Here is a 26,045-nt window from a genome sequence, read left to right as displayed (position 1 = left end):
GGGCGGCGACCACCGAAGCCGCCGCTATCACGCATTTATCCGCTGGGATAGAGAGTGATGTAGTACCGACTTGTGCTCATCTTACCTTCAGCGTTCTTGATTACATAATCGAAATAGGCCAGCCCTCGCGCCAACGGCTTGCGCTCAATCAGGATGCTACCATCCGGATTAAGCTGGGCAGATATTAGTCCCGAACTCTTCGTGACCGAGACACTGACGATGGTTAGAGTTTCCGCACCAGCCCCCTGCAACCCGTTCAGTTGATTATAATCGTTGCAGCCTGGATGGGCTGGCCGAAAATCACACTGCGTAAGCAGAATGGAATTGAATGAAGTATCCATATAATCAGGCAATGCATAGAAATTGGATATGACATCCGGCCTTGGTACTTCGGATACATATTCCATCATTGTTTTCAACTCTGCGAGCGCCACATCTTCCTTTACCGGATAATAAAATCTGTCTGCAGCATGCAACGCCAAGGAAGCTATATAATATCTAAATAGCGATGCGGAGCGATATATACTGTCTTCATCATTTGTATATGGTTGAATAAAATTCCAATATTTCAAGAGTATGTTGGAAGCACCATCAAATGAACGATCCTCAATGATAGAAAATCGTTCGATTTTTTGCAGGAACGACGAGAATGTTTTACTCTCGTCAAAGCGGACCGTTTTTCCATCCTTAATCATAGAAGCAATCACGCCAACGACGTCGTCCACTTCCACACGATTATCGATAGATGTCGCAGGATAGGTCGCGATTATACCGAGATTAAGGATCATCATGTTAACAGCGGACACAATATGCGCATCGTGAGAAATCGAAGATGCTGCATTTTTTAGCTCTTTTGAAGCATCAAAAGTTAACAAATTAACATTTGGATCAATTGCATAAGGACCATTATTCAATCCCAATGCTTGCCTAACCGTGTCCTGACTTCCTACTACATCAATGAGCGAAGTGAGCGGCGAGATGACGGTCGCACCTGCGGGCGCACTCAAGCCGCTATAAAAATGTCCCGTAATATTATCGAAACCCGACGCTGACATGCGATAGGTCGCCTTGATCGGGGCCGTTGAGGACGAATCCAATGATGGTGCGTCAGCTACATCACGACCAAACTGACCCGCACGATTAGTAGCAACGGTCACGTCGCCCAAGTTGCCCACAACGCCATCGCCAGACGTGTCAAATACGACCCGCCCAGTAAAAGACCCCATCAGGGCGCCGCTAAATAGGGTAGCCGGTTCAGCGGGAGGGTTTGACCCGGTACTGGGTGGCGTAGGAGTAACGGGTGAAGCGGGTGCGGACGCTTCCTGCCCACCGCCTCCGCAAGCCGTCAAACTCATTATAGTAGCGACTAGCAACCCTCGAGCGAAACGCATCGCGCTTCGCCCTTCCGCATCCTTACTCATCAACCCCCCGCTAAATCATTTAAATCCAAGAAAAATTGCGTAGTATTACGCCCATATAACTAATGATGGGTAATGCAAGCGGTGGAAACTCGATTTTCACTGGCAATGCCAACTAGATAGTTCACCAAAGCCGCACTCACTGTTTGCGGACCATCGAACCATCCAACAAAAAAGGGGCCGCCGGGCAGGCGACCCCTTCTATCCTCTCCGCGAAAGCGGGCAGGTCTGTTTTTAGTCGGCCTTCGTCTGAAGGTTGACGGCCGCATATTTGCCGCGGCGGTCGACTTCCAGTTCGAAGTCGAGGCGATCACCTTCATTCAGGGCGCTCATGCCGGCGCGTTCCACTGCGCTGATATGAACGAACGCGTCGGGCTGGCCGTCGTCGCGCTGGATGAAGCCGAAGCCCTTCATGGCGTTGAAGAACTTGACCGTGCCGCTGGCGCGTTCGCCGGTAAGCTGGCGCTGCGGGCCGCGGTCGCCGCCGCCCGGACGATCGCCGAAGCCACCAGCGCGGGGTTCGCGCGGTTCGCGGGGACGATCAGTGACGGGGAGCGGTTCGCCCTCGATCTTGAGATCGGTGGCCGATATCTTGCCGCCGCGATCCACCAGGGTGAAGCCGAGCGGCTGGCCTTCGGCGAGGCCGGTCAGGCCCGCCTGCTCAACGGCGCTGATGTGGACGAACACGTCTTCGCCGCCATCGTCACGGACGATGAAGCCAAAGCCCTTCTGACCGTTGAAGAATTTTACGACGCCGGTGCCTTCGCCGACGACCTGGGCGGGCATGCCGCGGCCACCGCCGCCGAAACCACCACCACCACCGCCGCCGCCGAAGCCGCCGCGACCACCGCCGCCGCCGCCGAAGCCGCCGCGATCACCGCCGAAACCGCCGCCGCCGCCGCCGCCAAAGCGGTCGCCACCGCCGAAGCCGCCACGATCACCACCGAAACCACCACGATCGAAACCACCGCCAAAACCGCCGCGATCACCACCATAGAAACTGTCGTCGCCGAAACCGTCGCGCTTGTCCTTGCCGCGCCCGCCGCGGCGACCTCTATCAAAACTCATGCCCTGTTGGTCACTTTCGCTTCGCCCCAGACTAAACCGGACAAACATGTCGGGCGAATGACATGCAGAATCCACCGCCAGTACGCGGTTTGGGAATCACTATATCAACTTTTCAGGGACAGGCGAATGATTTTTGAGGCTGGCAAAAGGCGTTAAATTCGCCGGTCCGGGAGGGAATGGGCGCCTTTCGTTCCCGGTCGCCAAGGGGCGATTGCGAACCGGCCGCTTTGGCCATAGAGGAAGAATCATGACCGTATATTTCCACGAAGAGGATCTGCCCGAGGGCGTCCTGGCCCCCGGCCCGATCGCCGTCGACACCGAAACCATGGGGCTGATCACGCCGCGCGACCGGCTGTGCCTGGTGCAGATCAGCGACGGGAAGGGCGACGAGCATCTGGTGCGCTTTTCGCCCGGCAGCGATTATGCCGCGCCGAACCTGCGCGCGGTGCTGGCCGATCCGGCGCGGCTGAAGCTCTATCATTTCGGGCGTTTCGACATTGCGGCGATCCGCCATTATCTGGGCGTGGTGGCAGCGCCCGTCTATTGCACCAAGATCGCGTCGCGGCTGGTGCGGACCTATACCGACAGGCATGGCCTGAAGGAACTGGTGCGCGAGATGCTGGGGCAGGAGATCAGCAAGCAGCAGCAGTCGAGCGACTGGGGCGCGCCCGCGCTGTCCGACGCGCAGAAGGATTATGCGGCGTCGGACGTCAGGTACCTGCATGCGTTGAAGGCCGAGCTGGACAAGAGGCTGGTGCGCGAGGGGCGGATGGAACTGGCGCAGGCCTGTTTCGATTTCCTGCCGCACCGGGCCGAGCTGGACCTGGCGGGATGGCCGGAGATCGACATCTTCGCGCACATGTGAGGGCTGACCCATGTCGATTCAGGCCGATCAGCAACGCAATGTGCGCCGGCACTGGGCGCGGCCGGGGGGGAGCCATGACCGGCTGGTCGGGCTGCTCAAGAACTGGTTGCCGGTGTCGGTGGGCGTGCTGGCGGCGATGCTGGCGACGGCGCCCTTTACCGGGGGGGACAAGGTCAGCTTCGTGCTCGACAAGAACAAGGTCGAGGTGGCGAAGGAGCGGATGCGCGTGACCGAGGCGCTCTATCGCGGGGAGGACAGCAAGGGGCAGCCCTTTTCCCTGCGGGCCGGGTCGGCGGTGCAGAAGAGTTCGCGCGAGCCGATCGTCGACCTCAACGACATGTCGGCGCGGATATTGCTGTCCGACGGGCAGGCGCTGCTGCGGGCGCAGAAGGGGCGGTACGACATGGATACCGAGCGGGTCGCCATTGACGGGCCGGTGCAGTTCCAGTCGGAGGGCGGATACCGGCTGACCACGCGGGACGTGGGCGTGGACCTCACGACGCGGCGGATGCAGAGCGCGGGGCGGGTCGACGGGCGGATACCGATCGGGACGTTCAGCGGCGACCATCTGGAGGCCGACCTCAATCAGCGGACGGTAACGCTGAACGGGCGGGCGAGCTTGCGTATCGAACAAAATGGTCTCAAAGGGCAAAGGTGATGAGAAAGCCCCTTCTTCTGCTGTCGCTGGGTACGCTGGGCGCGGCGGGCCTCCTTTATGCGGGGGCGGATGCCCAGGTGTTGAGGAACCATGACAGCAATGCGCCGGTCAACTTCACCGCCGACAGGATCGAGGTGCAGGACCGCGCCGACCGCGTCGTGGTGTCCGGCAATGTCGAGGTGACGCAGGCCGGCATGACGCTGAATGCGGCGCGGATGACGGTGGCTTACCGGAACCAGCCGGGAAATGCGGCCGGGGCCAATGGCGTGGAGATCGACCGGATCGATGCGTCCGGCAATGTCGTGGTGCGCAAGGCGGACCAGACGGCGAAGGGCAATGTCGCGATCTACGACCTCAACAGCAAGCTGATCACCATGCTGGGCAATGTGTCGCTGACGCAGGGGACGAACCGGCTGACCGGCGGGCGGCTGGTGATCGACCTGACCAGCGGGCGATCGACCGTGGACGGGCGGGCTGCGGGTGGTGGCGGTTCGGGCGTTTCGGGCGGGCGCGTGTCGGGCACGTTCACGGTGCCGCAGCGGAAAGAGTGACGGATCTGCGGGTCCTCCGCTGAAAATGACGTTTCCCTGGAGCGATTTCCAAGCATTCGGAACCGATCGCTGGTTAAGAAATCGCGGAAAACAAGGAATCCAGAGCGTTTCCACTCATGGTGTCGATCCGTCCTAGGGGCGGTTGTCCCATTGGATGAGTTGGGGGACGCCGGTTTCGTCGATCGCCAGCTCTCCGAAGGCGCCGGTGCGGAGCTTCAGGCTGGCGAGCGGCAGGCCCAGCGCCAGGAGGGCGAAGCGGGCCGCGCCGTTGCTGGTGACGAGGAGGTCGGCGCCCTCCCCTTCCTGCGCGAACCAGTGTTTCCAGGCGGTCAGGCGGGATGGCGCATCCACGGTCCAGTCCCGGGGCGGGATGCCCTGTTCGTCCCAGGCAGCGAGGGCTTCGGCGCCCAGTCGCGCGAGAACCTGCGCTTCGGCCTGGCCTTCGTCGGGGCCGTGGTCGATCTCGTTGAGCCAAAGGAGAGGGCCGTCCATGGCGTGGCCGGTGGCGGCGGCGATACTGGCGGCGGTTTGCCGGGCGCGGAGCAGCGGGCTGCTGTGGAGGCGGCGGATCGGGAAAGCCTGGGCCGCGAACCAGGCGCCGAGGCGGGCGGCCTGGGCGTGGCCGCTTTCCACCAGCGGAATATCGGTGCGCGCGCCGATGCGCCGGGCATCGGCGCTGCTTTCGAAGGTGTTGCCGTGGCGGATGATGAAGATGCGGCGCATGGATCAGGGCGCCAGGGGAGGAACCGGATCGCCGTGGGTCGCGATGAGCGCCTCCACGCGGGCGATGTCGGCTTCGGTGTCGATGCCGGAGCTGTCGAAGAGCGGCGGGGATACCGGGACGGTCGTGACGGGGATGCCCAGTTCGAGGAGGCGAAGCTGTTCGAGCCCCTCTAGATTTTCGAGCGCCGTGGGGGGCGTGGCTTCGAAGCGGGTCAGCGCGTCGAGCGTGTAGCCATAGAGGCCGACATGGCGCCAGACCGGGGAAAGCGGCTGGCTTTGGCGCAGGGCATGCTCATCGCGGATGGCGGGGATGATGGTTTTCGAGAACCAGAGGGCACGGCCGTCGGGCGCGCGGGCGCAGGTGGTGCCGCTGAAGGGCGAGCGCGTCTTGTGATCGCGCAGGGCATCGAGCGCAGGCCAGTCGAGTGCGATGACCGGGGTGGCGACTGCTGCCCCCGCCTCCAGCGCGGCGATGACGGCGCGCAGCGCGCCTTCCGGCTGGAAGGGGCTGTCGCCCTGAAGATTGACGATGAAGCGGGGCGGCGTTTCGCACTGGCGGGCGGCGGCCAGGGCGCGGCCGGAGCCGGTGGCGATGGCGCTGTCCGTCAGGACGGCGTCGCAACCCGCAGCGCGGGCGTGGGCCGCGATTTCCTGGTCATCGGTGGCGACGAGCAATTGGGTGTCCGGAAGGCCAGCCGTGGCGGCCCGGGCCATGGCGATGGTCCGGTGCAACAGCGTGCGGCCGGCAATGAGGCGCAGCGGCTTGCGCGGCAGGCGGGACGAGCCGGCGCGGGCGGGAATGACGACAAGCGTGGAAATGGTCATCGGTTCAAATAGCTGGATCGGTTTCCAAAGGATCCGAGCCGATCCCTGGTCGAGAAGTTGGGGAAAAGCAGCAACCCGGAGCGGCGATCTGGTCCGATCGGACCGGAAGTCGCCCCGGCGCTTCGAGCAAGCCGGCGCACCCGCTTGAAGGCGAAACCAGGCCCTTCCTGAGCGGGCACGCGGTCGTTTCCGGGGCACCGGTGCTGGTCAGGCGACGCCCGCGTGGAGCAGGTCGTGCATGTGGAGGGCGCCGACCAGACGGCCCTTTTCGCAGACGAAGAGCAGCGTGATATTATGGTCGTGCATCTGGCGGAGCGCTTCGGAAGCCAGTTCTTCCGGGCCGACCGAGACGGGCTGAACCGTCATGTAGCGGCCCACCGGCTCATTCATGTGACGGGTGCCGGTGACGGTGCGGCGCAGGTCGCCATCGGTGAAGGCGCCGATCAGTTCGCCCTGGGCGGTGACGACCGCCGTGCCGCCCAGGCGGGCGCGGGTCATTTCGATGGTGGCGTCGAGCAGGGAGGCGTCCTCCTCCACCCGTGGCACGTTTTGCCCGGACGCCATGAGTTCGCGCACCTTCACAAGTTGCGCGCCGAGCCGGCCATTGGGGTGGAATTTATGGAAATCGTCCGCCGAGAAGCCGCGCATTTCCATGAGCGCGATGGCGAGCGCGTCGCCGAACGCCATCTGGATCGTGGTGGAAGTGGTGGGCGCCAGCGAATTGGGGCAGGCCTCCTTCACGTCGGGCATCAGCATGCAGATGTCCGACGACGCCGCAACGGTGCTGTGCGGACGCGCCGTCATGCCCAGCAGCGGGATCGCGAACCGCTTGCAATATTGGATGATCGGGCCGAGTTCGTTGGACTCGCCGGAATGGGACAGCATCAGCACGACATCGTCCGGCGTAACCATGCCAAGGTCGCCATGACCCGCATCGGCAGGATGCAGGAAGATGGCCGGCGTGCCGGTGGAGGTCAGCGTCGCGGTCATCTTGCGCGCGACGATGCCGCTCTTTCCCATGCCCGTGACGATCAGGCGGCCGCGCACGCTCATGATCACGCCGACCATTCGCAGGAAGGTCGCGGAAAATTCCCGGTCGTCGAACTGGTTTTCCAGGGCGCTCAGCCCTTCGGCAGCGATGGATAATGTACGGCGCGCTGTTTCAGCAATGCGCCCGCCTGAGCCAAATGGCACGATCTTCGTTACTGTCGACACGCGTAAGCCCTTTTTTCCGCCATCATCGCCGGCTTTTCCCGACTGACGACAGCGGTGACGATCCACCCTCCCAAGGTGTCCCGTCCTACCTCATTCGCGACCCGACCGATCCGGAATGACCGGTACCCGGCTGCGGGAATAGGCTCCTTCCCCTAATATTGGCAAACGATTTCGCAAGCGCGAATGATGATTTGCGCGCCATTAACTCCACAATGGATGGAAAAGCGACGAGTTGCCAAATTATTCGGTGGATGGAGGAACCTTTTGATCGACAGGCAGTTATGGCGCGCCCTGCTGCATTGCGCCATGATCAGCCATGATAGGCGCGATACCAGTCGACGAAGCGGGGAACCCCCACTTCGATGCCGGTGGTCGGTGCAAAGCCGATGTCCTGCGCGATTGCGCTGATATCGGCGAAGGTCGCCGGAACATCGCCGGGCTGCATCGGCTGGAAATCAACCTCCGCCTTTCGTCCGCAGGCATCCTCCAGGACCGAGATGAGGTGCATCAGTTCCTCCGGCCGGTTGTTGCCGATATTGTAGAGCCGGTGCGGCGAGCGGCTTCCCCCCGCCTTGGCCGCGCCGTCATCCTCCGGCGCGTGGTCGAGGCAGCCGACCACGCCGCTGACGATGTCGTCGATATAGGTGAAGTCGCGCTGCATCCGGCCATGGTTGAAGACGGGAATCGGCTGGCCCGACAGGATCCTGGAGGTGAAGATCCACATCGCCATGTCGGGGCGGCCCCAGGGGCCGTAGACGGTGAAGAAGCGCAGGCCGGTCATGGGAATGCGGAAGAGATGGGCGTAGGTCTCGCTCATCAATTCATCCGCCCGCTTGGTCGCGGCATAGAGCGAGACGGGATGATCGGCCCGGTCCTCCACCCGGAAGGGCAGCGTGTCATTGCCGCCATAGACCGAGGAGGAGGAGGCGTAGACCAGATGTCGCACCCGCCGTTCCCGCGCCACCTCCAGCATGTTGACATGGCCCGCCAGGTTGGAGCGGACATAGGCATGGGGGTTGATCAGCGAATAGCGCACGCCCGCCTGTGCACCCAGATGGATGATCGCATCGACGGGATGGTCGTGCAGCGCGGCCTGGAGCGCGTCCATGTCGGCAAAGTCCAGCTCCGCGAAGGTGAACAGGCGGCCGTGACGCTCCTGCAGGGCGGCGATCCGGTCGCGCTTGAGCGAAACCGGATAATAGTCGTTCATATTGTCGATGCCGAAGACCGCCCGACCCTGTGCGAGCAGACGGTCCGCAACGGCCATGCCGATGAAGCCGGCCGCGCCGGTCACGAGGATTGTCATGGGTTGCGGGTTCCTGTCCTTGCCTGGCGTCGGAGTCTTTCACAGACAATCCGGGAAGCGATGTAAAGGGCTTTCCCCATAAGGTTCGTGATAGTGGCTAAAATTGCTGGCCTGTGATGCCGGGCGGATTGCGGCCCCCTGGGGCGCGGGCCGGGAAGCGGGGCTGGGAACGGATGGAGTGCGGACGTCAGACAGCGCGGTCCTGGCCGGCCTGATGTCCGGTCGGTTCGCCGGCCATGCCCAGGAGCAGGTCGATCTTGTCGTGCAGGTTCGCGATCTGTGCTTCGGCGCGAATATTCGTCTCATAGTCCAGGCGCGCGTCGAGCCGGTCCTTCGCCGCCTGCCGGTTCTGGCTCATCATGATGATCGGCGCCTGCAATGCGGCGAGCATCGAGAGCATCAGGTTCAGGAAGATGAAGGGGAAGGGATCAAAGGCATGACCCACAAGGACGACCGTGTTCAATAGGGCCCACGCCACCAGGAACAGGCCGAAGCCGATGATGAAGCTCCAGGAGCCGCCGACGGCCGCTACGCGATCGGCGAGGCGCTCGCCAAAGGTCAGGCGCTCGTCAAAGACCTGGTTGACGTCGCGGACATGGTGCGCGCGGCGGAACGGCGCGGCGAGAAAGCGGATTGCTGCGTTCATGACTCACCTCTTGCGACCGTACCCTCTGAACCGGCGCCGGTGAGCTGAAGTCGGTTCAGTTCGCCAGCTCCCCCAGAGGGACGGTCCTTCGACTATGGTCGTTGTCAGGCATTGGTCCCTCAAGGGAGGAGATTGCGGATCGGACGGCGCGAACGCCGCCTGACGATCAACTGATGCCGCGCGCCCGATTGTTCAAGTGAAAGCTTTTTAATGTTCGCTTGAGCGCGATCCGCCTCATGCAGCGGCCGTCCTTCCGGATTAGCCATTCCCTAATCATTGGCGGCTAAGGCCAGGGCATGGACATGGCTTCCCATCCTGCAATGGCGAACGCGCGCGTCGAGACGCTGGACCAGCGCGCGCGCTGGTCCGTGCTGGCGGACGCGGCGGCGGAGGCCAATGCCTTCTATATCCCCGACATGCTGTGCGCGGCGCTGGATCACCTGGCGGGCGGCGCGACCGTCCGCGTGCTGGAGGCGCAGCGGGACGGCGAACTGATCGGGCTGATGCCGGTGGCGATTTCGGCGCGGCACGGGCGCTTGCCGCTGCGCTGCGTCACCAACTGGATGCACGATCACTGCTTCTTCGGCGCGCCGTTGATCCGGCGGGGGGACGAAGTGGCGGCCTGGCGGGAATTGCTGGGGCAGTTGGACCGGGCGGCGTGGGCGCCGGCCTTCCTGCATCTGCGCGGGCTGGACGCGGCGGGGGCGAATGCGGCGGCGCTGGAGGCGCTGTGCGTGGAGCAGCGGCGCGGGCGGCGCGAGGTGCATCGTCATGACCGGGCGATGCTGCGGTCGGAACTGGATGCCGACGCCTATTGGGAAACCCATGTGCGGGCGAAGAAGCGCAAGGAATTGCGCCGCCTGCAGAAACGGCTGGCCGAGATGGGCCGGGTCGAGAGCCGGTTGCTGGGCGACGGGGCGGAGCTGGCCGCGTGGTGCGGGGAATTTCTGGCGCTGGAGGCTGCCGGCTGGAAGGGGGCCGAGGGATCGGCGCTCGCCTGCCGGGACGAGGATGCGGCCTTCTTCCGCGCGGCCTGCGCGGCGGCGTTCGAAAATGGGCGGCTGCATTTCCTGCGCATGGACCTGGATGGACGGGCGATCGCGATGCTGGTCAATTTCCGGCATGGCGAGGGGGCTTTTTCCTTCAAGATCGCCTTTGACGAGACGCTGGGGCGCTTTTCGCCGGGCGTGCTGATCGAGATCGCCAACCTGCAGGCGGTGCTGGGCGATCCGGGCATGGGATGGATGGATAGCTGCGCGGCGGCGGACCATCCGATGATCGACAGCCTGTGGGCCGAGCGGCGGACGATCGCGCAATATCGCATCGCGCTGCGCGGGCCGGGGCGGAGCATTGCCTTTGCGCTGGCGAACGGGGTCGAGGCGCTGGGGCGCCGCCTGAAGGGCCAGGATTGAGGAGCAGATATGAATGCGGTGAGCGCCATCGAGGCGGCGGTGTTTTCGGAAGATGCGCGGACGGCCTTTGCCGCTGCCTATCCCGACCGGGCGACGAAGCTGGGCCATGGGTTGGCGGGGCATGCGCTGCTGACGCTGGAGGCGCTGGCCGGGCTGGCGGAGCGCATGCCTGCCGACCGTGTGGAATATAATCTGGGCAAGCTGCCCCTGGGGGTGCGGCCGGAGGATACGCCCTCCAACGGGCTGACGCTGGGCGAGACCATCCGGACCATCGAGACCAACGGCAGTTGGGCGGTGCTGAAGAATGTCGAGCGCGATGCCGATTATGGCGCGCTGCTGGACCGGGCGCTGGCGGAGCTGGCGCCGATCGTGGAGCGGGAAACCGGGCCGATGCTGCATCGGGAGGCGTTCATATTCCTGTCCTCGCCGGGAAGCGTGACGCCGTTCCACATGGACCCGGAGCATAATATCCTGCTCCAGATCCGGGGGGAGAAGACCATGACGGTCTTCCCGGCGGGGGACGAGGAACTGGTGCCGGCGGTGCAGAGCGAGGCCTTTCATGCCGGGGGGCATCGCAATCTGGACTGGCGGGACGCGTTTCGCGACCGGGGCATGGCGGTGACGCTGTTGCCGGGCGACGCGATCCATGTGCCGGTGAAGGCGCCGCATTTCGTGGAGAACGGACCGGCCGTGTCGGTGAGCCTGTCCGTCACCTGGCGGTCGGACCGGAGCGTGGCGGAGGGTGAGCTGCACAGCCTGAACGGCTTGTTGCGGCGGCGCAGGCTGCCGGTCGGGCGGATCGGGGCGCGGCCGGAGGCGCAGGGCATGCGGCGGATCGCCTATCGGATCATGCGCAAGCTGGGCGTCTGAGGATTTTCCGGAGTGCGGCTTCGGCCTCCAGACGGGGGCTGAAGCGGTCGACCTGCCACCATTCGAGCGCCTCCTCGCAGGTGGCGAGGCTTTGCTTGTAGCGGTCCTTGCCGGCGAGCAGGGAGTAAAGCGCAAGGCCGCGCGCGGCATAATGGTCGACGACAGCGGCGTGGCAGAGCAGTCCGGGCTTGTCCTTCCCGCTGCGCGGGGCGGCGAAGGCGGACTGGTAGTTCATCGCCGCACCGTCGTGGAGGAAGTTCAGCAGCAGGCCGACCACCCCTTCGCCATCGGTGAAGCGGAGCAGTTCGACCGCTTCGCTTCGGGTTGCGAGCGCGGCGGCGAAGCGGCGGAAGGCGGGGTCGTCCCAGGCATTGTCGGCATGGCGGCCCGCGTTGAGGGCGCGCATTTCCTCCAGCCAGGGTTCGATGTCGGCCGGCATGGCCCGGGCGATGGCCGGGAGCGCGCCGCCATGATCCTTGAGGGCGCGGCGGATCTGGCCGCGGCTGTTGGCACTGAGCAGCGACAGATAATCGGCGGCGCGCACGGCTTCCAGGTCGACCTGATAGACCGGGGAGCGGTCGAGGCGGGTCCTGCGGCGGGCGGCGATTTTCAGGAGCGGCGCGTCGGGGGCGATGCCGCCGAGGCGGAGGGTGCGCCAGTCATTGCGGCCCTGCAGCACCCGAAGGACAGCCTCGGTCGCCTCCCCTTCCCTGCCCGCTTCGATCAGCAGGCCGTTATATTCGATGAAGGGACGGTCGGCCGAGGCGTCGCCGGACTGGTTGAGCGACAGCGTGGCGCTGCGGCCCAGCAGGCGGGGCTGCATGCTGTGGCCGAACAGGGCGAGCGCGATATCCCGTCCCTGGCCGTCGGTGACGGCGAGCAGTTCGGGGCGGACGGCATAGCTTTCCAGCCAGGCGCCGGTCCAGGTCCAGCCAAGGAAGAAGCTGGCGGCGGCGCGCGATTCCAGCGCCTGCCAGCGGGGCGCGAGACTGGCCAGGTCGGGGAGGCCGGTGAATTGGCCGGTGAATTGGCCAGTGAACTGGGCGGTGAGGGCCATTGCGAGGCCCCTTTTGGCAGAGCGGCGGTCGGGGTCAAGCGGCGAGGCTGGCCGGAGAGATTTGGCCGGAGAGATTTGGGCGGAGGGATCTGAACAGAGGGATCAGAGTTCGCGGCGCAAGGCGGGATCGATGGTGCCGTCGGGGCGGACACCGGCACGCCTGAGGTCCCGGCCCATATGACCGGTGAGGAAACGAAACCACATCGTGAAGTCGGCGCGCAGCGACCAGAGCGGATAGCGGAAGGTCGCCGGGCGATTATGTTCGATCAGGCTGTGACCGATCCAGGCAAAGCCATAGCCCGCCAGGGGCATGGCGGCGACCATCCACCATTTCCCGGCAACCGGCAGCGCGGCGAGCAGGGCCACGGTCAGGCTGGTGCCGGCATAGTGCATCGCCCGCGTGCCCGCATGGGCATGTTCCTGGAGATAATAGAGCCAAAAATCCCGGAAATCCGCCGCCTTTCCCTGCATCGTATCCCCTCCTGCCGGTGCCGAAGGGTAATGGGAAAAATGATGGAAGTTAAGATCGATGCGTCAGGCCGTGTGCCGATCGGGGGCAAACAGGAAATAATCATAGGCGGCCCGCGCCGCTTCGGCCATGATGCGGTCGCGCATCTCATGCCCCCTGTGATCCTTCATCACGAAGACGGAGATGACGAACATGCGCCCGTCCGGAAGGGTCACGATGCCCGTGTCGTTGCCGAGACCGTTCAGCGTCCCGGTCTTGTGCGCGATGCGCGTGCCCGGCGGCAGCATGGCGCGCAGCCGCGCCTTGCCCGTCTTGCACCGTTCCATGATCGACAGCATCAGCGCGCTCGTCTGCGGCTGGAGCACCCGGCCCTGGCGGATCGCGCCCAGCAGATCGTCCATCGCCCGCGGCGTGGCGGTGTCGCGGGGATCGGCGGCAAAACCGATATTGGGCATGTCCCGCGCGTCGCGCTGCGCGGAGGAAAGGCCCGATTCCATCGCGGCCTCATCACCAAAGCCGGTGCCGGGCACCTTGGCGCGGGCGAGCAGGTCACGCGTGTTGCTGTCGACGCGAAGCCCCTTGATCCCCGCGGCATGGACCCAGTCGTTCACCGCCTGCGGGCCGCCGGCGCGGGCGACCAGGGCGTCGGTCGCATCATTGTCGCTGAGCGTCAGGCTCATTTCCAGCAGGGTGCGCACCGCCACAGGCCGGCCGAGCCGGGGCAGTTGTTCCTCCAGGCTGAGGCTGCCGGCGTCCAGCAGCGAAAGGATCTTCGCCGCGACTGCCACCTTGTAGGTGCTGGCCATCGGGAACAACGTGTCGCCATTATAGGCGAGCGTCTCGCCCGTGCCGAGGTCGCGCACGGCGATGCCGACGGTGCCGTCGGTCAGCGTCGCGAAGCGGGCGAATTCGGCCATCAGCCGGGCTTCGGCGCTCTGCTGGACCGGATTGGGCCGGGGGCCGAAGGCGTCGGCGGTAGGCAGCGGGGCGAGGAACAGCCCCAGGAAGGCGATCAGCTTGGTACGAAGGCGCGGCATGCGCCCTCTTTTCCCGATTCGCGGGAGAAGGGCAAGTACCAGGCGTTGACAGCGGTTCGCCCGCCGGTTCATCACGCCGGGCCATGAACGACACCATCAGGCTGGACGAGAGCTGGCGCGCGCCGCTGCTCGACGAATTCACGAGCCCCTATATGCAGGAGCTGAAGCGCTTTCTTCAGGAGGAGAAGGCGCAGGGCAAGCGCGTCTTTCCCAGGGGCAGCGAATATTTCCGGGCGCTGGACCTGACGCCGCTGGACAAGGTGAAGGTGGTGGTGCTGGGGCAGGACCCCTATCATGGCGAGGGGCAGGCGCATGGTCTGTGCTTTTCGGTGAGGCCGGGGGTGCGCACGCCGCCCTCCCTGGTCAACATCTACAAGGAATTGCAGAGCGACCTGGGCCTGTCGCCGCCGCGCCACGGCTTTCTGGAACATTGGGCGCGGCAGGGCGTGCTGCTGCTGAACAGCGTGCTGACGGTGGAGATGGGCAAGGCGGCCTCGCACCAGAAGCGCGGCTGGGAACGGTTCACCGACGCGATCATCCGGCTGGTCAACCAGCAGGCGGAGCCGGTGGTGTTCCTGCTGTGGGGCGCCTATGCGCAGCGCAAGGCGGAGTTTGTCGACCGCAGCCGGCATCTGGTGCTGAAGGCGGCGCACCCCTCCCCCCTTTCCGCGCATAACGGCTTTCTGGGGTGCAGGCATTTTTCGCAGGCCAACGCCTTTCTGGAGGAGAAGGGACGCGGGGCGATCGACTGGGGCTTGCCGGAGGCGGTGGCATGAATTTCGATGATCAATTGCACCGCTATTTCGGAGTGCGCGAGGTGGAGGCGCTGACGCCCGATGCGCTGGCGGCGGGGATCGAGCATATGTGCGTCGATTTCGGGCTGGAGACCGACCAGCGGCGGCGCTTTGCCCTATGGTCGCTGATGTTCCTGCTGGGGGCTGCGCCCGATCTGGACGAGGCGTTCGAGGACCCGGCGGACCGGGATGCGGCGCGGGACTTCATGGAGATGATGGAGCGGGCCGAGGAGGATGACGGCTGAACGGCAGGTCGGGAAAGCTGGGCCGGCGGCGGGACCGGGTTCCTGCCTGCGCAGGAACGCGGTATCCTGTGGGGCATGCGAATCTTCACCATCGGCTATGAGGGCGCGACGCAGGACGAGGTGATCGCGGCCCTGCGCGCGGCGGGGGTCACGATGCTGGCCGACGTGCGGGCGGTTCCCCTGTCGCGGCGTCCGGGTTTTTCGAAGAATATCCTTGCCGCCGGGCTGCGGGAGGCGGGGATCGATTATGTCGGGTTGAAGGCGCTGGGAACGCCCGCCGCCGGGCGGGAAGCGGCGCGCAAGGGGCAGCATCAGCGGCTGGCGGAAATCTATGCCGGGCAATTGGAACTGCCCGAAGCAATGGTGCAGGCGGCGCAACTGGCGGAGATGGCGGCCGAGCAGCCGGTCGCCGTGCTGTGCTTCGAGCGGGATGCGGCAGCCTGTCATCGCTCGCTCCTGCTGGACGCGGTGTTGCCGGATGCCGAGCGGATCGACCTTGTTCCCTAGAGCGATCCGGCCGATCCTGTCCGGTGAGGTCGAAAGCCGCCCCAGAATCTGCGCTGTCGAAACGATTCCATATTGCATTGCAACAGGGGGTGGCGTTTCATCGCCTTCATGCTGAAGGCCGCACTCCACCACCTGACATCCTACCGCTACAGCCGGCCAATCCGGCTCGGGCCGCAGGTGATCCGCTTGCGGCCCGCGCCCCACAGCCGGACGAAAATCCCCAACTATGCGTTGAAGATCGAGCCTTCCGGGCATTTCCTCAACTGGCAGCAGGACCCGCATGGCAACTGGCTGGCGCGGATCGTCTTTCCCGATCCGATCGATCATTTCTCGGTCGAGGTCGACCTGCTGGCCGATCTCGACATCATCAATCCCTTCGATTTCTTCGTGGAGCCTTATGCGGAGGACTATCCCTTCGCCTATGACGAGCAGTTGAAGACCGACCTGGCCGCCTATTTCGACCTGGAGAACCAGGGGCCGCTGTTCGATGCGCTGGTGGAGAGCCACAGGGGCTATGAGGGACGGACCATCGACTTTCTGGTCGAGGTGAACCGGCGGCTCCAGAGCCAGGTGGGCTATGTGATCCGGATGGAGGCCGGGGTGCAATCGCCCGAGGAAACGCTGGAGATCGGCACCGGATCGTGCCGGGATTCGGCCTGGCTGCTGGTGCAACTGCTGCGACGTCTGGGTTTTGCGGCGCGCTTCGTGTCGGGCTATTCGATCCAGCTGGTGGCCGATGTCGAGCCGCTGGAGGGGCCGAAGGGGGTTTCGCAGGACGTGGTCGACCTGCATGCCTGGGCCGAGGCCTATGTGCCGGGCGCGGGCTGGGTGGCGCTGGATGCGACGTCGGGGATGTTCGCGGGCGAAGGGCATATTCCGCTGTGCGCGACGCCGCATTACCGCTCCGCCGCGCCGATCACCGGCATGGCCGAGCCGGCGGAGGTCGATTTCCATTTCTCCATGGGGGTGAGCCGCATTGCCGAGGCGGTGCGGATCACCAAGCCCTTCACCGACGCGCGCTGGGACGCGGTGATGGCGCTGGGCGCGCAGGTCGATGCCGACTTGCAAGCGCAGGACGTGCGGCTGACGACTGGGGGCGAGCCGACCTTCGTCGCCGAAGATGGTGGCGATGCGGGCGAGTGGAACGGCGATGCCGTGGGACCGACCAAGGCGGGCTATGCCGACCGGCTGATCCGGGGATTGCGGGAGGCGTTCGCGCCGGGCGGGATGCTGCATCATGGGCAGGGCAAATGGTATCCGGGCGAGAGCCTGCCGCGCTGGGCCTATGCGGTGTACTGGCGGCAGGACGGGGTGCCGATCTGGCGCGATGCCGGGCTGATCGCGGATGAGGTCGCGCCGGAGGGTGCGCGAACCGTGACGGCAGCGGATGCAGAGGCCTTCATCGCGCAGATGGCAGGCGCGATGGGCTTTTCGCCGGAGCATGTGCAGCCGGTCTTCGAGGATCCGGCGGTGTGGGCGGTGAAGGAAGCCGACCTGCCGGTCAATACGTCGCCGGACGATCCGAAGATCGCCGATCCGGAGGCGCGGGCGCGGATGGTGCGGGCATTCGAGCGCGGACTCGACCAGCCGGTGGGCTATGTGCTGCCGGTGCAGCGGTGGCAGAGCCAGGCTCAGGCGCCGCGCTGGCAGAGCGAGATATGGCAATTGCGGCGGGGGCGCCTGTTCGCGGTGCCGGGGGATTCGGCGCTCGGCTATCGCCTGCCGCTGGGATCCTTGCCGCATGTGCCGGAGGCGGCCTATCCCTATATCCATCCCCGCGATCCGAGCGAGCCGCGGGGGCCCCTGCCCGATTTCAGGGCGACGGTGGATGAGGTGCTGGCCCAGCGGGTGCAGCGGGTGCCCGACGCGCCGGGCGGCGCGGCCGCGCAGGAGCGGGTCGAGCAGTTCCATATCGAGGGGGCGGTGCGCACCGCCGTGACGGTGGAACCGAAGGGGCATTTCCTGTCGATCTTCCTGCCGCCGGTCGAGACGCTGGAGGATTATCTGGAGCTGATCGCGCAGGTGGAGGGCGCGGCGGAGGCGACGCGGATTCCAGTGCGGATCGAGGGCTATGCGCCGCCGCCCGATCCGCGGCTGCAGGTGTTGAAGGCGACGCCCGACCCCGGCGTGATCGAGGTGAACATCCAGCCTTCGTCGACATGGGACGAGACGGTGGAGATCACCGAGCGGCTCTATGCGCTGGCGCGGACATATGCGTTGACCGCCGACAAGTTCATGGTCGACGGGCGGTCGGTGGGGACCGGGGGCGGCAATCATATCGTGCTGGGCGGGCCGAGCCTGAACGACTCGCCCTTCATCCGACGGCCCGACCTGCTGAAGAGTTTCGTGCTTTATTGGCAGCGGCACCCTGCCCTCTCCTATCTGTTTTCGGGATTGTGCATCGGGCCGACCAGCCAGGCGCCGCGCATCGACGAGGCGCGGCATGACGGGCTGTACGAGCTGGAGATCGCGCTGGCGCAGGTTCCTGCGCCGGGTGAGGGCGACGCGCCGCCGCCCTGGCTGGTGGACCGGCTGTTCCGCAACCTGCTGGTCGATGTGACGGGCAATACCCATCGCACGGAGATCTGCATCGACAAGATGTTCTCGCCCGACGGGCCGACCGGGCGGCTGGGGTTGCTGGAGTTCAGGGGCTTTGAAATGCCGCCGGAGCCGAAGATGAGCCTGGCGCAGCAATTGCTGCTGCGGGCGCTGACGGCGTGGTTCTGGCGGCAGCCGCAGCAGGGCGGCCTCGTGCGCTGGGGGACGGCCTTGCACGACCGCTTCATGCTGCCGCATTTCGTCTGGGCGGATTTCCTGGAGGTGCTGGGCGACCTGCGCGGGGCGGGGTACGCGTTCGATCCCAACTGGTTCGAGGCGCAGCGGCAGTTCCGTTTCCCCATCCATGGCGCGGTCGATGCGGGCGGCGTTGGGCTGGAGATTGCCCACGCGCTGGAACCGTGGAACGTGCTGGGCGAGACGGGGGCGATCGGGGGTACGGTGCGCTATGTCGACAGTTCGACCGAGCGGTTGCAGGTGCGCGCGACCGGCCTGGTCGCCGGACGGCATGTCGTCGCCTGCAACGGGCGGCGCGTGCCGATGACGCCGACGGCCGTGCCGGGCGAGGCGGTGGGCGGCGTGCGGTACAAGGCGTGGGCGCCCGCCGCCTGCCTGCATCCCGCCCTGCCGGTCAACGCGCCGTTGACCTTCGACGTGCTGGATAGCTGGAGTGGGCGGTCGCTGGGCGGGTGCGTCTATCATGTCGCGCATCCGGGCGGGCGCAATTACGACACGCTGCCGGTCAACGCCTATGAAGCGGAAGCGCGGCGCAAGGCGCGGTTCCAGGACCATGGCCATACGCCGGGGCCGGTCGACATGCCGCCCGGCGAAGCCCCAAGCGAATTTCCGATGACGCTGGACCTGCGTTTCCGGCATCCATGAGCGTAACGGACGCCCCTGTCATGGAAGCAGCCGGTTGGGCCGATGCCTATCTGGCGCGGGCGCCGGAGGGCGACCTGTTCGCCGGAGCGGGCGCGGAGATGGCGGGGCACTGGCGGGCGATGCTGGAGCGGCTGTCGGCGCAGGCGCAGAGCGATCCGGCGGTGCTGGCCGGCAATGTCGAGCGGCAGGCGGTCGACCTGGGCCTGGCCTTCCGCCTGACCGGGGACCAGCAGGAACGGCCCTGGCCGCTCAGTCCCATTCCGTTGCTGATCGGGGCGCGGGAATGGACGCAGATCGAGCAGGGGCTGGTCCAGCGGGCCCAGTTGCTGGAGCGGGTGATCAGCGACATCTACAGCACGCAGTCGCTGGTGCGCGACGGCAAGCTGCCCGCGAGCGTGATCACCGGCAGCCCGCATCATTGGCGGGTGATGACCGGTGCGCCACCGCCCCATGGGCATTTCATCCATTTCTACGCCGCCGATCTGGCGCGCGGGCCGGACGGCGAATGGCGCGTGCTGGCCGACCGGGTGCGGACGCCGGTGGGCGTCGGCTATGCGCTGGAGAACCGGCTGGCGCTGTCGCGGGCGACCGGAGACCTGCTGGGCGCGCTCAATGTGCGGCGGCTGGCGCCGTTCCTCAGCGACCTGCGGCGGGGGCTGGCGGCGGATTGCGAACGGAGCGATCCGCGCATCGGGCTGCTGTCGCCGGGGCGGTTCAACCAGAGCTATGCCGAACAGGCGCATCTGGCGCGCTATCTGGGGCTGTTGCTGGTCGAGGGCGACGACCTGATCGTGTCGGACGGGCAATTGTTCGTGCGGACCATCCAGGGGCTGAAGCGGGTCGACGGGCTGTGGCGGTGGATGGACAGCCGCTTCCTCGACCCGCTCGCCTTCGACGCGGAATCGCGCATCGGCGTGCCCGACCTGTTCGACGCCTGCGTCAAGGGCGGGCTGATGTTGGCGAACTGGCCGGGCGTGGGCGTGATCGAATCGCGGGCGATGGCGGCATTCCTGCCGGGACTGGCGCGGGAAGTGCTGGGCGCGGACCTCATCCTGCCCAATATCGCGACATGGTGGTGCGGACAGGCGGCCGAGCGGGCGCATGTCGCGCAGGCGCTGGACGAGCTGGTGGTGGGGTCCGCCTTTGGCCGGGAGGTGGCGGAACTGGACGGAACCCGGTTCCTGCCCGGATCGGGGATGGGCGCGGGACAGCGGGCGGCGCTGCTGGCGGCGATGGCGCGGCGGCCGATGGACTATGTCGGGCAGGAAGTGGTGCGGCTGTCGACCACCCCCGCCATCGTCGAGGGCAAGCTGACTCCCCTGCCCTTCACCCTGCGCGTGTTCGTGGCGCGGGACGAGCTGGGGCAATGGCGGATCATGCCGGGCGCCTTTGCGCGACTGGCGGCGCATGGCGACATCCGCGCCGCGCTGATGGGCGAAGGCGATCTGTCCGCGGACATGGCCGTGGTCGATGCGCGGCCGGTGCCGGAGGATCGGCTGGCGACGGCCGCGGCGGCTCCGGCGATCCGGCGGGTGGGCGGCATGCTGCCCGCCAAGGCGGCGGACAATCTCTATTGGCTGGGCCGCTATATCGAGCGCATGGAGATGACGGCGCGGGTCATCCGGGCGATCGTCGGCGGATCGATCGAGGCCGATCTGGGCCCCGCGGTCGGATCACCCACCATGGACCGGCTGCTGGGGCAGCTTGCGCTGTGGGGCGCGATCCCATGGGCCGGCGGGGCGGTGGGGCCGCTCTGCGCGCAGGCCCTGGGCGACGGCGCGCAGCCGGGCAGCGTGCGGGCATTGCTGACGGCGGTGGCGGGCATCGGCGAAGGGCTGCGCGATCGACTGGCGGTGGATTATTGGCGGCTGGTGCGGCTGCCCCTGCCCGATTTCGACGGGGGGGTGACGGAAACCCTGCTGAAGGCATCGTCCCGGATGATCGAGCGGATCTCCGCGCTGTCGGGATTGGCGGCGGAGAATATGGGACGGAGCGAGGGCTGGCGGTTCCATGACATGGGGCGGCGGATGGAGCGGGCGATCAACGGCTGCCGCCTGGCCATGCTGCTGGCGGGCGACGGCGCGTCGGCGGATGACCTGACCGTGCTGCTGGACCTCAACGACAGCCAGATCAGCTATCGCAACCGTTATCTCGCCGGGCCTGCGCTGGCGCCGGTGCGCGATCTGGTGGCGCTGGAGCCGCATAATCCGCGTTCCATCGTCTATCAGGCGCAAAGGCTGGCCGAGCATGTCACGGCGCTGCCCACATTGCATGGCGACGGCATGCCGGAGGCGCCGCAGCGGCTGGCCGCGATGCTGGCGGCGCGGCTGGCGCCATTGACGGGCGACATATTGGGCATGGCCGACCTGGCGGATGCAGAGAGCCGGTTGCTGGACCTGTCGGACGCGATCGGCCAGCGCTATTTCCTGCAGCGGCGCAAGGAAAGGAGCGAGGGCGTCAGCCTGCTGTCATGATCTATCGCATCCGGCACCAGACCATCGTGCATTATGATGCGCCAGTGCAGCTTGCGCGCCTGAACCTGCGGCTGCGACCCGCGCCGTGGCCGGGTCAGTGGACGTCCGACTATCATCTGGCGGTCGATCCCGCGCCCTCCTCCATCGAATCGCGGCCGGGGGCATGGCCGGTGAATGTCGCGCGGCTGGAGATCGACAGCCCGCTCCATCGGATCAGCATCGACAGCAGCTTCCGCGCCGGGGTGCAGGGCGGGCCGCCGGCCGGACCGCAGCAGGGCGACCCGAGCGTCGGCGCGGTGGCGGAAGCGGCGCTGGCATCGCGGGACATGGGGCCGGCGGGACCGGCCCATTATCTCCATGCCTCGCCGCGCGTTCCGCTGGTGCGAAAGATCGGGGAATGGGCGGGCGATCTGCTCGTTTCCGACCGGCCGGCGGTGGCGGCCGGGCTGGAGCTGGCGCAGCGGATCAGGGGCGAATTCGCCTATGTCAGCGGGGCGACCGACGCGGGCACGCCGGTCGAGGCCGCCTTTGCGGCGCGGCACGGCGTGTGCCAGGATTTTGCCCATGTGATGGTCGCCGCGCTGCGCTGGTTCGGGCTGCCCGCCGCCTATGTCAGCGGCTATCTGCGCACCGATCCGCCGCCGGGCATGGCGCGACTGGTCGGCGCGGACGCCATGCATGCCTGGGCGATGCTGTGGTGCGGGCCGCAGCGGGGGTGGATCGGCCTTGACCCCACCAATGGCGTGATCGCGGGCGAGGGGCATCTGTTCGTAGCCATGGGGCGGGACTATGCGGATGTCGCGCCGATGGACGGGCTGTTCGTCGGCGGTGCCGGGCAGAATGTGCAGGTGATGGTCGATGTCATGCCGGAGGACGACCGGGGCATGGGATGACAATCCTGCCCGTGATCGATGGGGGGACCACGGGCAGGACGGCGCAGCCGATCACATGCGGATCGCGTTGCGGAACATGACGAAGGCGATGATCACCAGATAGACGCCGAAGATCTTCTTGAGCGGGGCGGCGGGCATGGCGTGCGCGACGGCCACGCCCAGCGGCGCCGTCAGCACCGACATGGAGGCGATGGCCAGCGTCGCGGGAACATTGACATAGCCCAGCGAACCCCAGGGGAGGCCGCCTTCCCTGAGGCCGATCAGCGCGAAGCCGATGGCGCTGGGGATGGCGATCAGCGTGCCGATGCCCGACGCGGTGGCGATGGCGCGGTGGATCGATCGGCCGCAAAGCGTCATCACCATGATGGCGATGGTGCCGCCGCCAATGCCGAGCAGCGCGGAAAAGGTGCCCAGGCCCCCGGCGATGCCGACGCGGGCGATGCCGGAGGGCATGGTGTCGCTGATCACCTTGCCGCCGACCTTGGGCAGCAGGAAATTGAGCGACATCAGGAAGACGCCGACCGCGAAGATCATGGTCAATATGCGTCCGTCGACATGGCCGGCCAGCAGCACGCCGACGCCGTCGCCCAGGATGATCCACGGCGCCCAGCTCTTGAGCACCTCGAACTCCACGGCGCCGCGCTTGGCATGGGCGAGCAGCGAGCGGATCGACGTGACGATGATCGTCGCCGCCGACGTGCCGATGGCGACATGGGCGACGGCGTTATGCGTTCCACCCAGCAGCGGCAACACCACGAACAGCGCCGGCACCACCACGAAGCCGCCGCCAATGCCGAAGATTCCCGCCGCGAAACCGGCGAACAGGCCCGCGCCCAGCATCGCGACCAACGGCACCAGCCAGCTCATCATGTCACCCTGCATCAGCGCCGCTCCCCAGCCGGTGCCGTGCTGGCGGCGTTATCGGGGAAGAAGCCCTTCTGCATCGGGGCGGTGGAAGCTGTGCAATCGACCATGATGGAACCCATGCCTCTCTTCGGCGGAATGTCGGTGGCAGGGGCAATCAACCGCCCCGCACCCTTCCAAGACGAACGAAGGTGGGGAACCCGCAAAGGGGGGAGCAATATTGTGATGAATATGAGGGTGAAGAGCGGACGCCGATGGTCGCGCTGAGGCACATGGTGCTCCTGCGACGGCGGGAGCATGGGTGCGTTCAATGGCTAAATGATCAAAAGGCCGCCAGCGCCCTATCCCACAGCCTGTTCCGCCGGAGTGTAGGGGAGGTCCAGCGCATCGGCCACCGCGCGATAGGTGATCTGCCCGTTCCACACGTTCAGCCCGTCAAGCAGATGCGGGTCCGCGCGCAATGCGTCCTTCCACCCCAGGTCCGCGATCCGCAGCGCATGGGGCAGGGTGACATTGTTGAGCGCATAGGTGCTGGTCCGCGCCACCGCGCCGGGCATGTTGGCGACGCAATAATGGACGATACCCTCGACCACATAGGTGGGGTCGTCATGGGTGGTGGGGTGGCTGGTTTCGAAGCAGCCGCCCTGGTCGATCGCCACGTCCACCAGCACGGCGCCCTTCTTCATGCTCTTCAGCATGTCGGCCGACACCAGCTTTGGCGCGGCGGCGCCGGGGATCAGCACCGCGCCGATCACCAGGTCGGCCTCCGCAACGCATTCCGCCAGATTGGCCCGGTTGGAGAAGCGTGTCTTTGCCCGCGCCTCGAAATGGATTCCCAGCCGCTCCAACACTTCCGGGCTGCGGTCCAGGATGGTGACGTCCGCGCCCAGCCCCGCCGCCATCTGCGCCGCGTTGAAGCCGACCACGCCGCCGCCGATCACCGCGACCTTCGCGGGAAGGACGCCGGGCACGCCGCCCAGCAGCACCCCCCGCCCGCCATGCGCCTTTTCCAGGGCGGTCGCGCCGGCCTGGATCGCCATGCGCCCGGCCACCTGGCTCATGGGCTTCAGCAGCGGCAGGCCGCCATGGGCATCCGTCACGGTTTCATAGGCGATGCCGATCGCGCCCGACGCCATCAGCGCACGCGCCTGATCGGGATCGGGCGCGAGGTGCAGATAGGTGTAGAGGATCTGGCCGGGGCGCAGCATGGCCCGCTCCTCCGGCTGCGGCTCCTTGACCTTCACGATCATCTCCGCCGCCGCGAAGATGGCGGCGGGATTATCGACGACCTCCGCCCCGGCGCGGGCGTAGAGGGCGTCATGGGCGCCGATCCCCTCCCCTGCGCCGCTTTCCACCAGCACGCGATGGCCATGCGCGGTCAGTTCATGCACGCTCTCCGGCGTGAGGCCGACGCGATATTCGTGATTCTTGATCTCTCTGACGGTGCCTACGATCATGACCATCTTCTCCATCATTGCCGACGGGGGGCTATATTATAGTCCAGATAGGCATCGTTCCGGCATTTTACCCGTTTCGGCGCGACGACGCGTTCAGGGCGCCGGCCGCACCGGCACGGGCGCGTTGCAGAGATCGACGCCGCCCGCGGGCCGATCGTAGAAATCATCCTTCCGGTTCGCGCGCAGGCGGAGATAATCGGCAAAGCTCTGCGACGTGACGTCCATCACCTGATAATGCGGCCGCTGCGCCTCCGGCAGGTCGCTGGCCAGGCGGATCGACAGGATCGGCAGGCGCCTTTCGCCCGCGGCGTAGAAGCCCAGCTCTCCCGAACCGCGCGGCAGGCTGGCGAGCAGGGCGATCCCCTCGATCACCCGTCCGACCAGCGCGATGTTGCGGTCGAGCTGGCGCGGGGCCTGGCCGATCACGGCATAGAGTTCGGCTCCGGTCCCCGCGTCCGGCGACAGGTTCCGCGCCACGCCGACCATGGCGTAGCAATGGGGGAGCCAGGCCGACGTCTGATCCATCGCCACCGGCCAGCCATCGATGAAGCCGGTGCGGGGGGCATAAGCGTCCGGATAGGGCAAGGGGAGCGGCGCGGACTTGAGCGTCGCGAGCGGGCGGACATAATCGGCCTTGATATCCGCGGCGATGCCGGCCGGCAGGGCCTTCTTCTCTGTCGCGTCGCCCCATTGGGCGACATAATTGTCCTGCACGCGGTAGACGCTTTCCCCATCCCACCAGCCCGCGCGGGCAAGTGCGCGGATATTGGCGACATGGGCCGGCGCGAAGTCGGGCGCGAGCTGTATGACGACGCGCTTGCCGCCCTCGACCGTCATGACCAGCAGCGTATCGGGCGCGATGCTCCGCCACGCGCTGGCGGGCGCCTGCGCCACGACGGCGGAGGGGGTGGCTGGCGGATCGGCGGCAAGTGCCGGCGAAGACAGGCAAAGCGTGGCCAGCAAGGGCGAAAATCGGATGTGCATGGCGCAATCAGGCACCCATGAGACAGGAAAGTAAAGCATCCCCTTGCCTAGCGCGCCGACGCACGATAGGGAGCCGCCTCCAGTGCAATGCGGAGCGGTGGCCGAGTGGTCGAAGGCGCTCGCCTGGAAAGTGAGTATACGTCAAAAGCGTATCGAGGGTTCGAATCCCTCCCGCTCCGCCAGCACCCTATTTCACCACATTTCAGGTTGTATCAAAACTGGCTGATTTCAGCCGGCTTTCGGTGCTTCGATGTTCGATTGCGTATGCT

At 66.2% G+C, this 26,045-nt stretch carries 24 protein-coding genes and 1 tRNA gene; 12 read left to right on the top strand and 13 right to left on the bottom strand.

Annotation, left to right across the window (positions count from 1 at the left end):
- Window positions 1-35 precede the first annotated feature (35 nt).
- A complete protein-coding gene (locus tag MRBLMC3_RS19450) occupies window positions 36-1,421 on the bottom strand; it encodes a hypothetical protein (RefSeq protein ID WP_363831507.1) in 1,386 nt (461 codons plus the stop codon).
- 231 nt (window positions 1,422-1,652) lie between these two features.
- Complete coding sequence (locus tag MRBLMC3_RS19445) at window positions 1,653-2,486, bottom strand: cold-shock protein (protein ID WP_363831504.1); 834 nt, start codon at window positions 2,484-2,486, stop codon at window positions 1,653-1,655.
- Between the two features lie 247 nt (window positions 2,487-2,733).
- On the opposite strand from MRBLMC3_RS19445, the gene MRBLMC3_RS19440 reads away from it, so the two are divergent.
- From MRBLMC3_RS19440 to MRBLMC3_RS19430, 3 genes are read left to right on the top strand one after another with little or no spacing between them, the layout of a single operon-like run.
- Complete coding sequence (locus MRBLMC3_RS19440) at window positions 2,734-3,351, top strand: ribonuclease D (RefSeq protein WP_133653861.1); 618 nt, start codon at window positions 2,734-2,736, stop codon at window positions 3,349-3,351.
- Window positions 3,352-3,361: 10 nt separating this feature from the next.
- Window positions 3,362-4,009, top strand: coding sequence for an LPS export ABC transporter periplasmic protein LptC (lptC, locus tag MRBLMC3_RS19435; RefSeq protein ID WP_363740000.1), 648 nt, complete (start codon window positions 3,362-3,364; stop codon window positions 4,007-4,009).
- Window positions 4,009-4,560, top strand: a complete 552-nt coding sequence (locus tag MRBLMC3_RS19430) for an LptA/OstA family protein (RefSeq protein ID WP_363831501.1) — start codon at window positions 4,009-4,011, stop codon at window positions 4,558-4,560. Before lptC ends, MRBLMC3_RS19430 begins: the two co-directional genes overlap by 1 nt.
- 132 nt (window positions 4,561-4,692) lie before the next feature.
- On the opposite strand, the gene MRBLMC3_RS19425 is transcribed toward MRBLMC3_RS19430, so the two are convergent.
- The 5 genes from MRBLMC3_RS19425 to MRBLMC3_RS19405 all read right to left on the bottom strand — a co-directional run bounded on the left by MRBLMC3_RS19425 (window position 4,693) and on the right by MRBLMC3_RS19405 (window position 9,275).
- A complete protein-coding gene (locus tag MRBLMC3_RS19425) occupies window positions 4,693-5,283 on the bottom strand; it encodes a histidine phosphatase family protein (RefSeq protein WP_363831499.1) in 591 nt (196 codons plus the stop codon).
- A 3-nt stretch (window positions 5,284-5,286) separates the two neighbouring features.
- Window positions 5,287-6,108, bottom strand: coding sequence for a 3-deoxy-manno-octulosonate cytidylyltransferase (gene kdsB, locus MRBLMC3_RS19420; protein WP_363831497.1), 822 nt, complete (start codon window positions 6,106-6,108; stop codon window positions 5,287-5,289).
- A 207-nt stretch (window positions 6,109-6,315) separates the two neighbouring features.
- Window positions 6,316-7,323 (bottom strand): KpsF/GutQ family sugar-phosphate isomerase, encoded by a 1,008-nt coding sequence (locus tag MRBLMC3_RS19415; RefSeq protein WP_363740005.1) that lies wholly within the window; start codon window positions 7,321-7,323, stop codon window positions 6,316-6,318.
- Window positions 7,324-7,633: 310 nt separating this feature from the next.
- Window positions 7,634-8,629 carry an NAD-dependent epimerase/dehydratase family protein gene (locus MRBLMC3_RS19410; RefSeq protein ID WP_363831495.1) on the bottom strand — a complete coding sequence of 332 codons (996 nt, stop codon included), beginning with the start codon at window positions 8,627-8,629 and terminating at the stop codon, window positions 7,634-7,636.
- 187 nt (window positions 8,630-8,816) lie between these two features.
- Window positions 8,817-9,275 carry a DUF1003 domain-containing protein gene (locus tag MRBLMC3_RS19405; protein WP_363740007.1) on the bottom strand — a complete coding sequence of 153 codons (459 nt, stop codon included), beginning with the start codon at window positions 9,273-9,275 and terminating at the stop codon, window positions 8,817-8,819.
- A 296-nt stretch (window positions 9,276-9,571) separates the two neighbouring features.
- On the opposite strand from MRBLMC3_RS19405, the gene MRBLMC3_RS19400 reads away from it, so the two are divergent.
- Together MRBLMC3_RS19400 and MRBLMC3_RS19395 are read left to right on the top strand one after the other, a co-directional pair.
- Complete coding sequence (locus MRBLMC3_RS19400) at window positions 9,572-10,687, top strand: GNAT family N-acetyltransferase (RefSeq protein WP_363740008.1); 1,116 nt, start codon at window positions 9,572-9,574, stop codon at window positions 10,685-10,687.
- A gap of 9 nt (window positions 10,688-10,696) precedes the next feature.
- Window positions 10,697-11,557, top strand: a complete 861-nt coding sequence (locus MRBLMC3_RS19395) for a cupin-like domain-containing protein (RefSeq protein ID WP_363752939.1) — start codon at window positions 10,697-10,699, stop codon at window positions 11,555-11,557.
- Here MRBLMC3_RS19395 and MRBLMC3_RS19390 read toward each other — a convergent pair.
- From MRBLMC3_RS19390 to MRBLMC3_RS19380, 3 genes are all read right to left on the bottom strand, one after another.
- Window positions 11,535-12,614 carry a GNAT family N-acetyltransferase gene (locus MRBLMC3_RS19390; protein WP_363831493.1) on the bottom strand — a complete coding sequence of 360 codons (1,080 nt, stop codon included), beginning with the start codon at window positions 12,612-12,614 and terminating at the stop codon, window positions 11,535-11,537. The two genes, MRBLMC3_RS19395 and MRBLMC3_RS19390, sit on opposite strands and share 23 nt — an antisense overlap.
- Window positions 12,615-12,716: 102 nt before the next feature.
- Complete coding sequence (locus MRBLMC3_RS19385) at window positions 12,717-13,085, bottom strand: DUF962 domain-containing protein (RefSeq protein ID WP_363740011.1); 369 nt, start codon at window positions 13,083-13,085, stop codon at window positions 12,717-12,719.
- A gap of 63 nt (window positions 13,086-13,148) precedes the next feature.
- A complete protein-coding gene (locus tag MRBLMC3_RS19380; protein ID WP_363831490.1) occupies window positions 13,149-14,120 on the bottom strand; it encodes a serine hydrolase in 972 nt (323 codons plus the stop codon).
- Between the two features lie 83 nt (window positions 14,121-14,203).
- Between MRBLMC3_RS19380 and ung the strand changes: the two genes are divergently transcribed.
- From ung to MRBLMC3_RS19350, 6 genes are all read left to right on the top strand, one after another.
- Window positions 14,204-14,896, top strand: a complete 693-nt coding sequence (ung, locus tag MRBLMC3_RS19375; protein WP_363831487.1) for a uracil-DNA glycosylase — start codon at window positions 14,204-14,206, stop codon at window positions 14,894-14,896.
- A complete protein-coding gene (locus tag MRBLMC3_RS19370; RefSeq protein WP_363831484.1) occupies window positions 14,893-15,159 on the top strand; it encodes a hypothetical protein in 267 nt (88 codons plus the stop codon). The genes ung and MRBLMC3_RS19370 overlap by 4 nt, the downstream gene beginning before the upstream one ends.
- 75 nt (window positions 15,160-15,234) lie before the next feature.
- Window positions 15,235-15,666: a DUF488 family protein gene (locus MRBLMC3_RS19365; RefSeq protein ID WP_363740014.1), complete on the top strand. Its 432-nt coding sequence runs from the start codon at window positions 15,235-15,237 to the stop codon at window positions 15,664-15,666.
- 108 nt (window positions 15,667-15,774) lie between these two features.
- Window positions 15,775-19,104 (top strand): DUF2126 domain-containing protein, encoded by a 3,330-nt coding sequence (locus tag MRBLMC3_RS19360; protein WP_363831481.1) that lies wholly within the window; start codon window positions 15,775-15,777, stop codon window positions 19,102-19,104.
- Window positions 19,101-21,578 (top strand): circularly permuted type 2 ATP-grasp protein, encoded by a 2,478-nt coding sequence (locus MRBLMC3_RS19355; protein WP_363831478.1) that lies wholly within the window; start codon window positions 19,101-19,103, stop codon window positions 21,576-21,578. The genes MRBLMC3_RS19360 and MRBLMC3_RS19355 overlap by 4 nt, the downstream gene beginning before the upstream one ends.
- Window positions 21,575-22,471 carry a transglutaminase family protein gene (locus tag MRBLMC3_RS19350; RefSeq protein WP_133653879.1) on the top strand — a complete coding sequence of 299 codons (897 nt, stop codon included), beginning with the start codon at window positions 21,575-21,577 and terminating at the stop codon, window positions 22,469-22,471. The genes MRBLMC3_RS19355 and MRBLMC3_RS19350 overlap by 4 nt, the downstream gene beginning before the upstream one ends.
- 51 nt (window positions 22,472-22,522) lie before the next feature.
- Here MRBLMC3_RS19350 and MRBLMC3_RS19345 read toward each other — a convergent pair whose 3' ends face one another.
- The 3 genes from MRBLMC3_RS19345 to MRBLMC3_RS19335 form a co-directional block, all read right to left on the bottom strand.
- On the bottom strand, window positions 22,523-23,353 hold the full coding sequence (locus tag MRBLMC3_RS19345; protein ID WP_133653880.1) for a sulfite exporter TauE/SafE family protein: 831 nt from the start codon (window positions 23,351-23,353) through the stop codon (window positions 22,523-22,525).
- A 323-nt stretch (window positions 23,354-23,676) separates the two neighbouring features.
- Complete coding sequence (gene ald, locus MRBLMC3_RS19340; protein ID WP_363752925.1) at window positions 23,677-24,792, bottom strand: alanine dehydrogenase; 1,116 nt, start codon at window positions 24,790-24,792, stop codon at window positions 23,677-23,679.
- A 93-nt stretch (window positions 24,793-24,885) separates the two neighbouring features.
- Window positions 24,886-25,815, bottom strand: coding sequence for a peptidylprolyl isomerase (locus MRBLMC3_RS19335; protein WP_363831475.1), 930 nt, complete (start codon window positions 25,813-25,815; stop codon window positions 24,886-24,888).
- 52 nt (window positions 25,816-25,867) lie between these two features.
- Between MRBLMC3_RS19335 and MRBLMC3_RS19330 the strand changes: the two genes are divergently transcribed.
- Window positions 25,868-25,958, top strand: a tRNA-Ser gene (locus MRBLMC3_RS19330).
- Window positions 25,959-26,045 lie beyond the last annotated feature (87 nt).

This window comes from Sphingobium sp. LMC3-1-1.1 (assembly GCF_040676285.1).
Classification (GTDB): Bacteria; Pseudomonadota; Alphaproteobacteria; order Sphingomonadales; family Sphingomonadaceae; genus Sphingobium.
The sequence above is the reverse complement of the archived record's forward strand: the minus strand, read 5'-3'. Positions and strand labels throughout refer to the sequence as shown.

Bases quoted from the DNA above. Each gene is read 5' to 3' on its own strand.
- MRBLMC3_RS19450 (WP_363831507.1), bottom strand. From the start codon at position 1,421: ATGAGTAAGGATGCGGAAGGGCGAAGCGCGATGCGTTTCGCTCGAGGG.
- MRBLMC3_RS19445 (WP_363831504.1), bottom strand. From the start codon at position 2,486: ATGAGTTTTGATAGAGGTCGCCGCGGCGGGCGCGGCAAGGACAAGCGC.
- MRBLMC3_RS19440 (WP_133653861.1), top strand. From the start codon at position 2,734: ATGACCGTATATTTCCACGAAGAGGATCTGCCCGAGGGCGTCCTGGCC.
- lptC (WP_363740000.1), top strand. From the start codon at position 3,362: ATGTCGATTCAGGCCGATCAGCAACGCAATGTGCGCCGGCACTGGGCG.
- MRBLMC3_RS19430 (WP_363831501.1), top strand. From the start codon at position 4,009: ATGAGAAAGCCCCTTCTTCTGCTGTCGCTGGGTACGCTGGGCGCGGCG.
- MRBLMC3_RS19425 (WP_363831499.1), bottom strand. From the start codon at position 5,283: ATGCGCCGCATCTTCATCATCCGCCACGGCAACACCTTCGAAAGCAGC.
- kdsB (WP_363831497.1), bottom strand. From the start codon at position 6,108: ATGACCATTTCCACGCTTGTCGTCATTCCCGCCCGCGCCGGCTCGTCC.
- MRBLMC3_RS19410 (WP_363831495.1), bottom strand. From the start codon at position 8,629: ATGACAATCCTCGTGACCGGCGCGGCCGGCTTCATCGGCATGGCCGTT.
- MRBLMC3_RS19405 (WP_363740007.1), bottom strand. From the start codon at position 9,275: ATGAACGCAGCAATCCGCTTTCTCGCCGCGCCGTTCCGCCGCGCGCAC.
- MRBLMC3_RS19400 (WP_363740008.1), top strand. From the start codon at position 9,572: ATGGACATGGCTTCCCATCCTGCAATGGCGAACGCGCGCGTCGAGACG.
- MRBLMC3_RS19395 (WP_363752939.1), top strand. From the start codon at position 10,697: ATGAATGCGGTGAGCGCCATCGAGGCGGCGGTGTTTTCGGAAGATGCG.
- MRBLMC3_RS19390 (WP_363831493.1), bottom strand. From the start codon at position 12,614: ATGGCCCTCACCGCCCAGTTCACTGGCCAATTCACCGGCCAATTCACC.
- MRBLMC3_RS19385 (WP_363740011.1), bottom strand. From the start codon at position 13,085: ATGCAGGGAAAGGCGGCGGATTTCCGGGATTTTTGGCTCTATTATCTC.
- MRBLMC3_RS19380 (WP_363831490.1), bottom strand. From the start codon at position 14,120: ATGCCGCGCCTTCGTACCAAGCTGATCGCCTTCCTGGGGCTGTTCCTC.
- ung (WP_363831487.1), top strand. From the start codon at position 14,204: ATGAACGACACCATCAGGCTGGACGAGAGCTGGCGCGCGCCGCTGCTC.
- MRBLMC3_RS19370 (WP_363831484.1), top strand. From the start codon at position 14,893: ATGAATTTCGATGATCAATTGCACCGCTATTTCGGAGTGCGCGAGGTG.
- MRBLMC3_RS19365 (WP_363740014.1), top strand. From the start codon at position 15,235: ATGCGAATCTTCACCATCGGCTATGAGGGCGCGACGCAGGACGAGGTG.
- MRBLMC3_RS19360 (WP_363831481.1), top strand. From the start codon at position 15,775: ATGCTGAAGGCCGCACTCCACCACCTGACATCCTACCGCTACAGCCGG.
- MRBLMC3_RS19355 (WP_363831478.1), top strand. From the start codon at position 19,101: ATGAGCGTAACGGACGCCCCTGTCATGGAAGCAGCCGGTTGGGCCGAT.
- MRBLMC3_RS19350 (WP_133653879.1), top strand. From the start codon at position 21,575: ATGATCTATCGCATCCGGCACCAGACCATCGTGCATTATGATGCGCCA.
- MRBLMC3_RS19345 (WP_133653880.1), bottom strand. From the start codon at position 23,353: ATGCAGGGTGACATGATGAGCTGGCTGGTGCCGTTGGTCGCGATGCTG.
- ald (WP_363752925.1), bottom strand. From the start codon at position 24,792: ATGATCGTAGGCACCGTCAGAGAGATCAAGAATCACGAATATCGCGTC.
- MRBLMC3_RS19335 (WP_363831475.1), bottom strand. From the start codon at position 25,815: ATGCTTTACTTTCCTGTCTCATGGGTGCCTGATTGCGCCATGCACATC.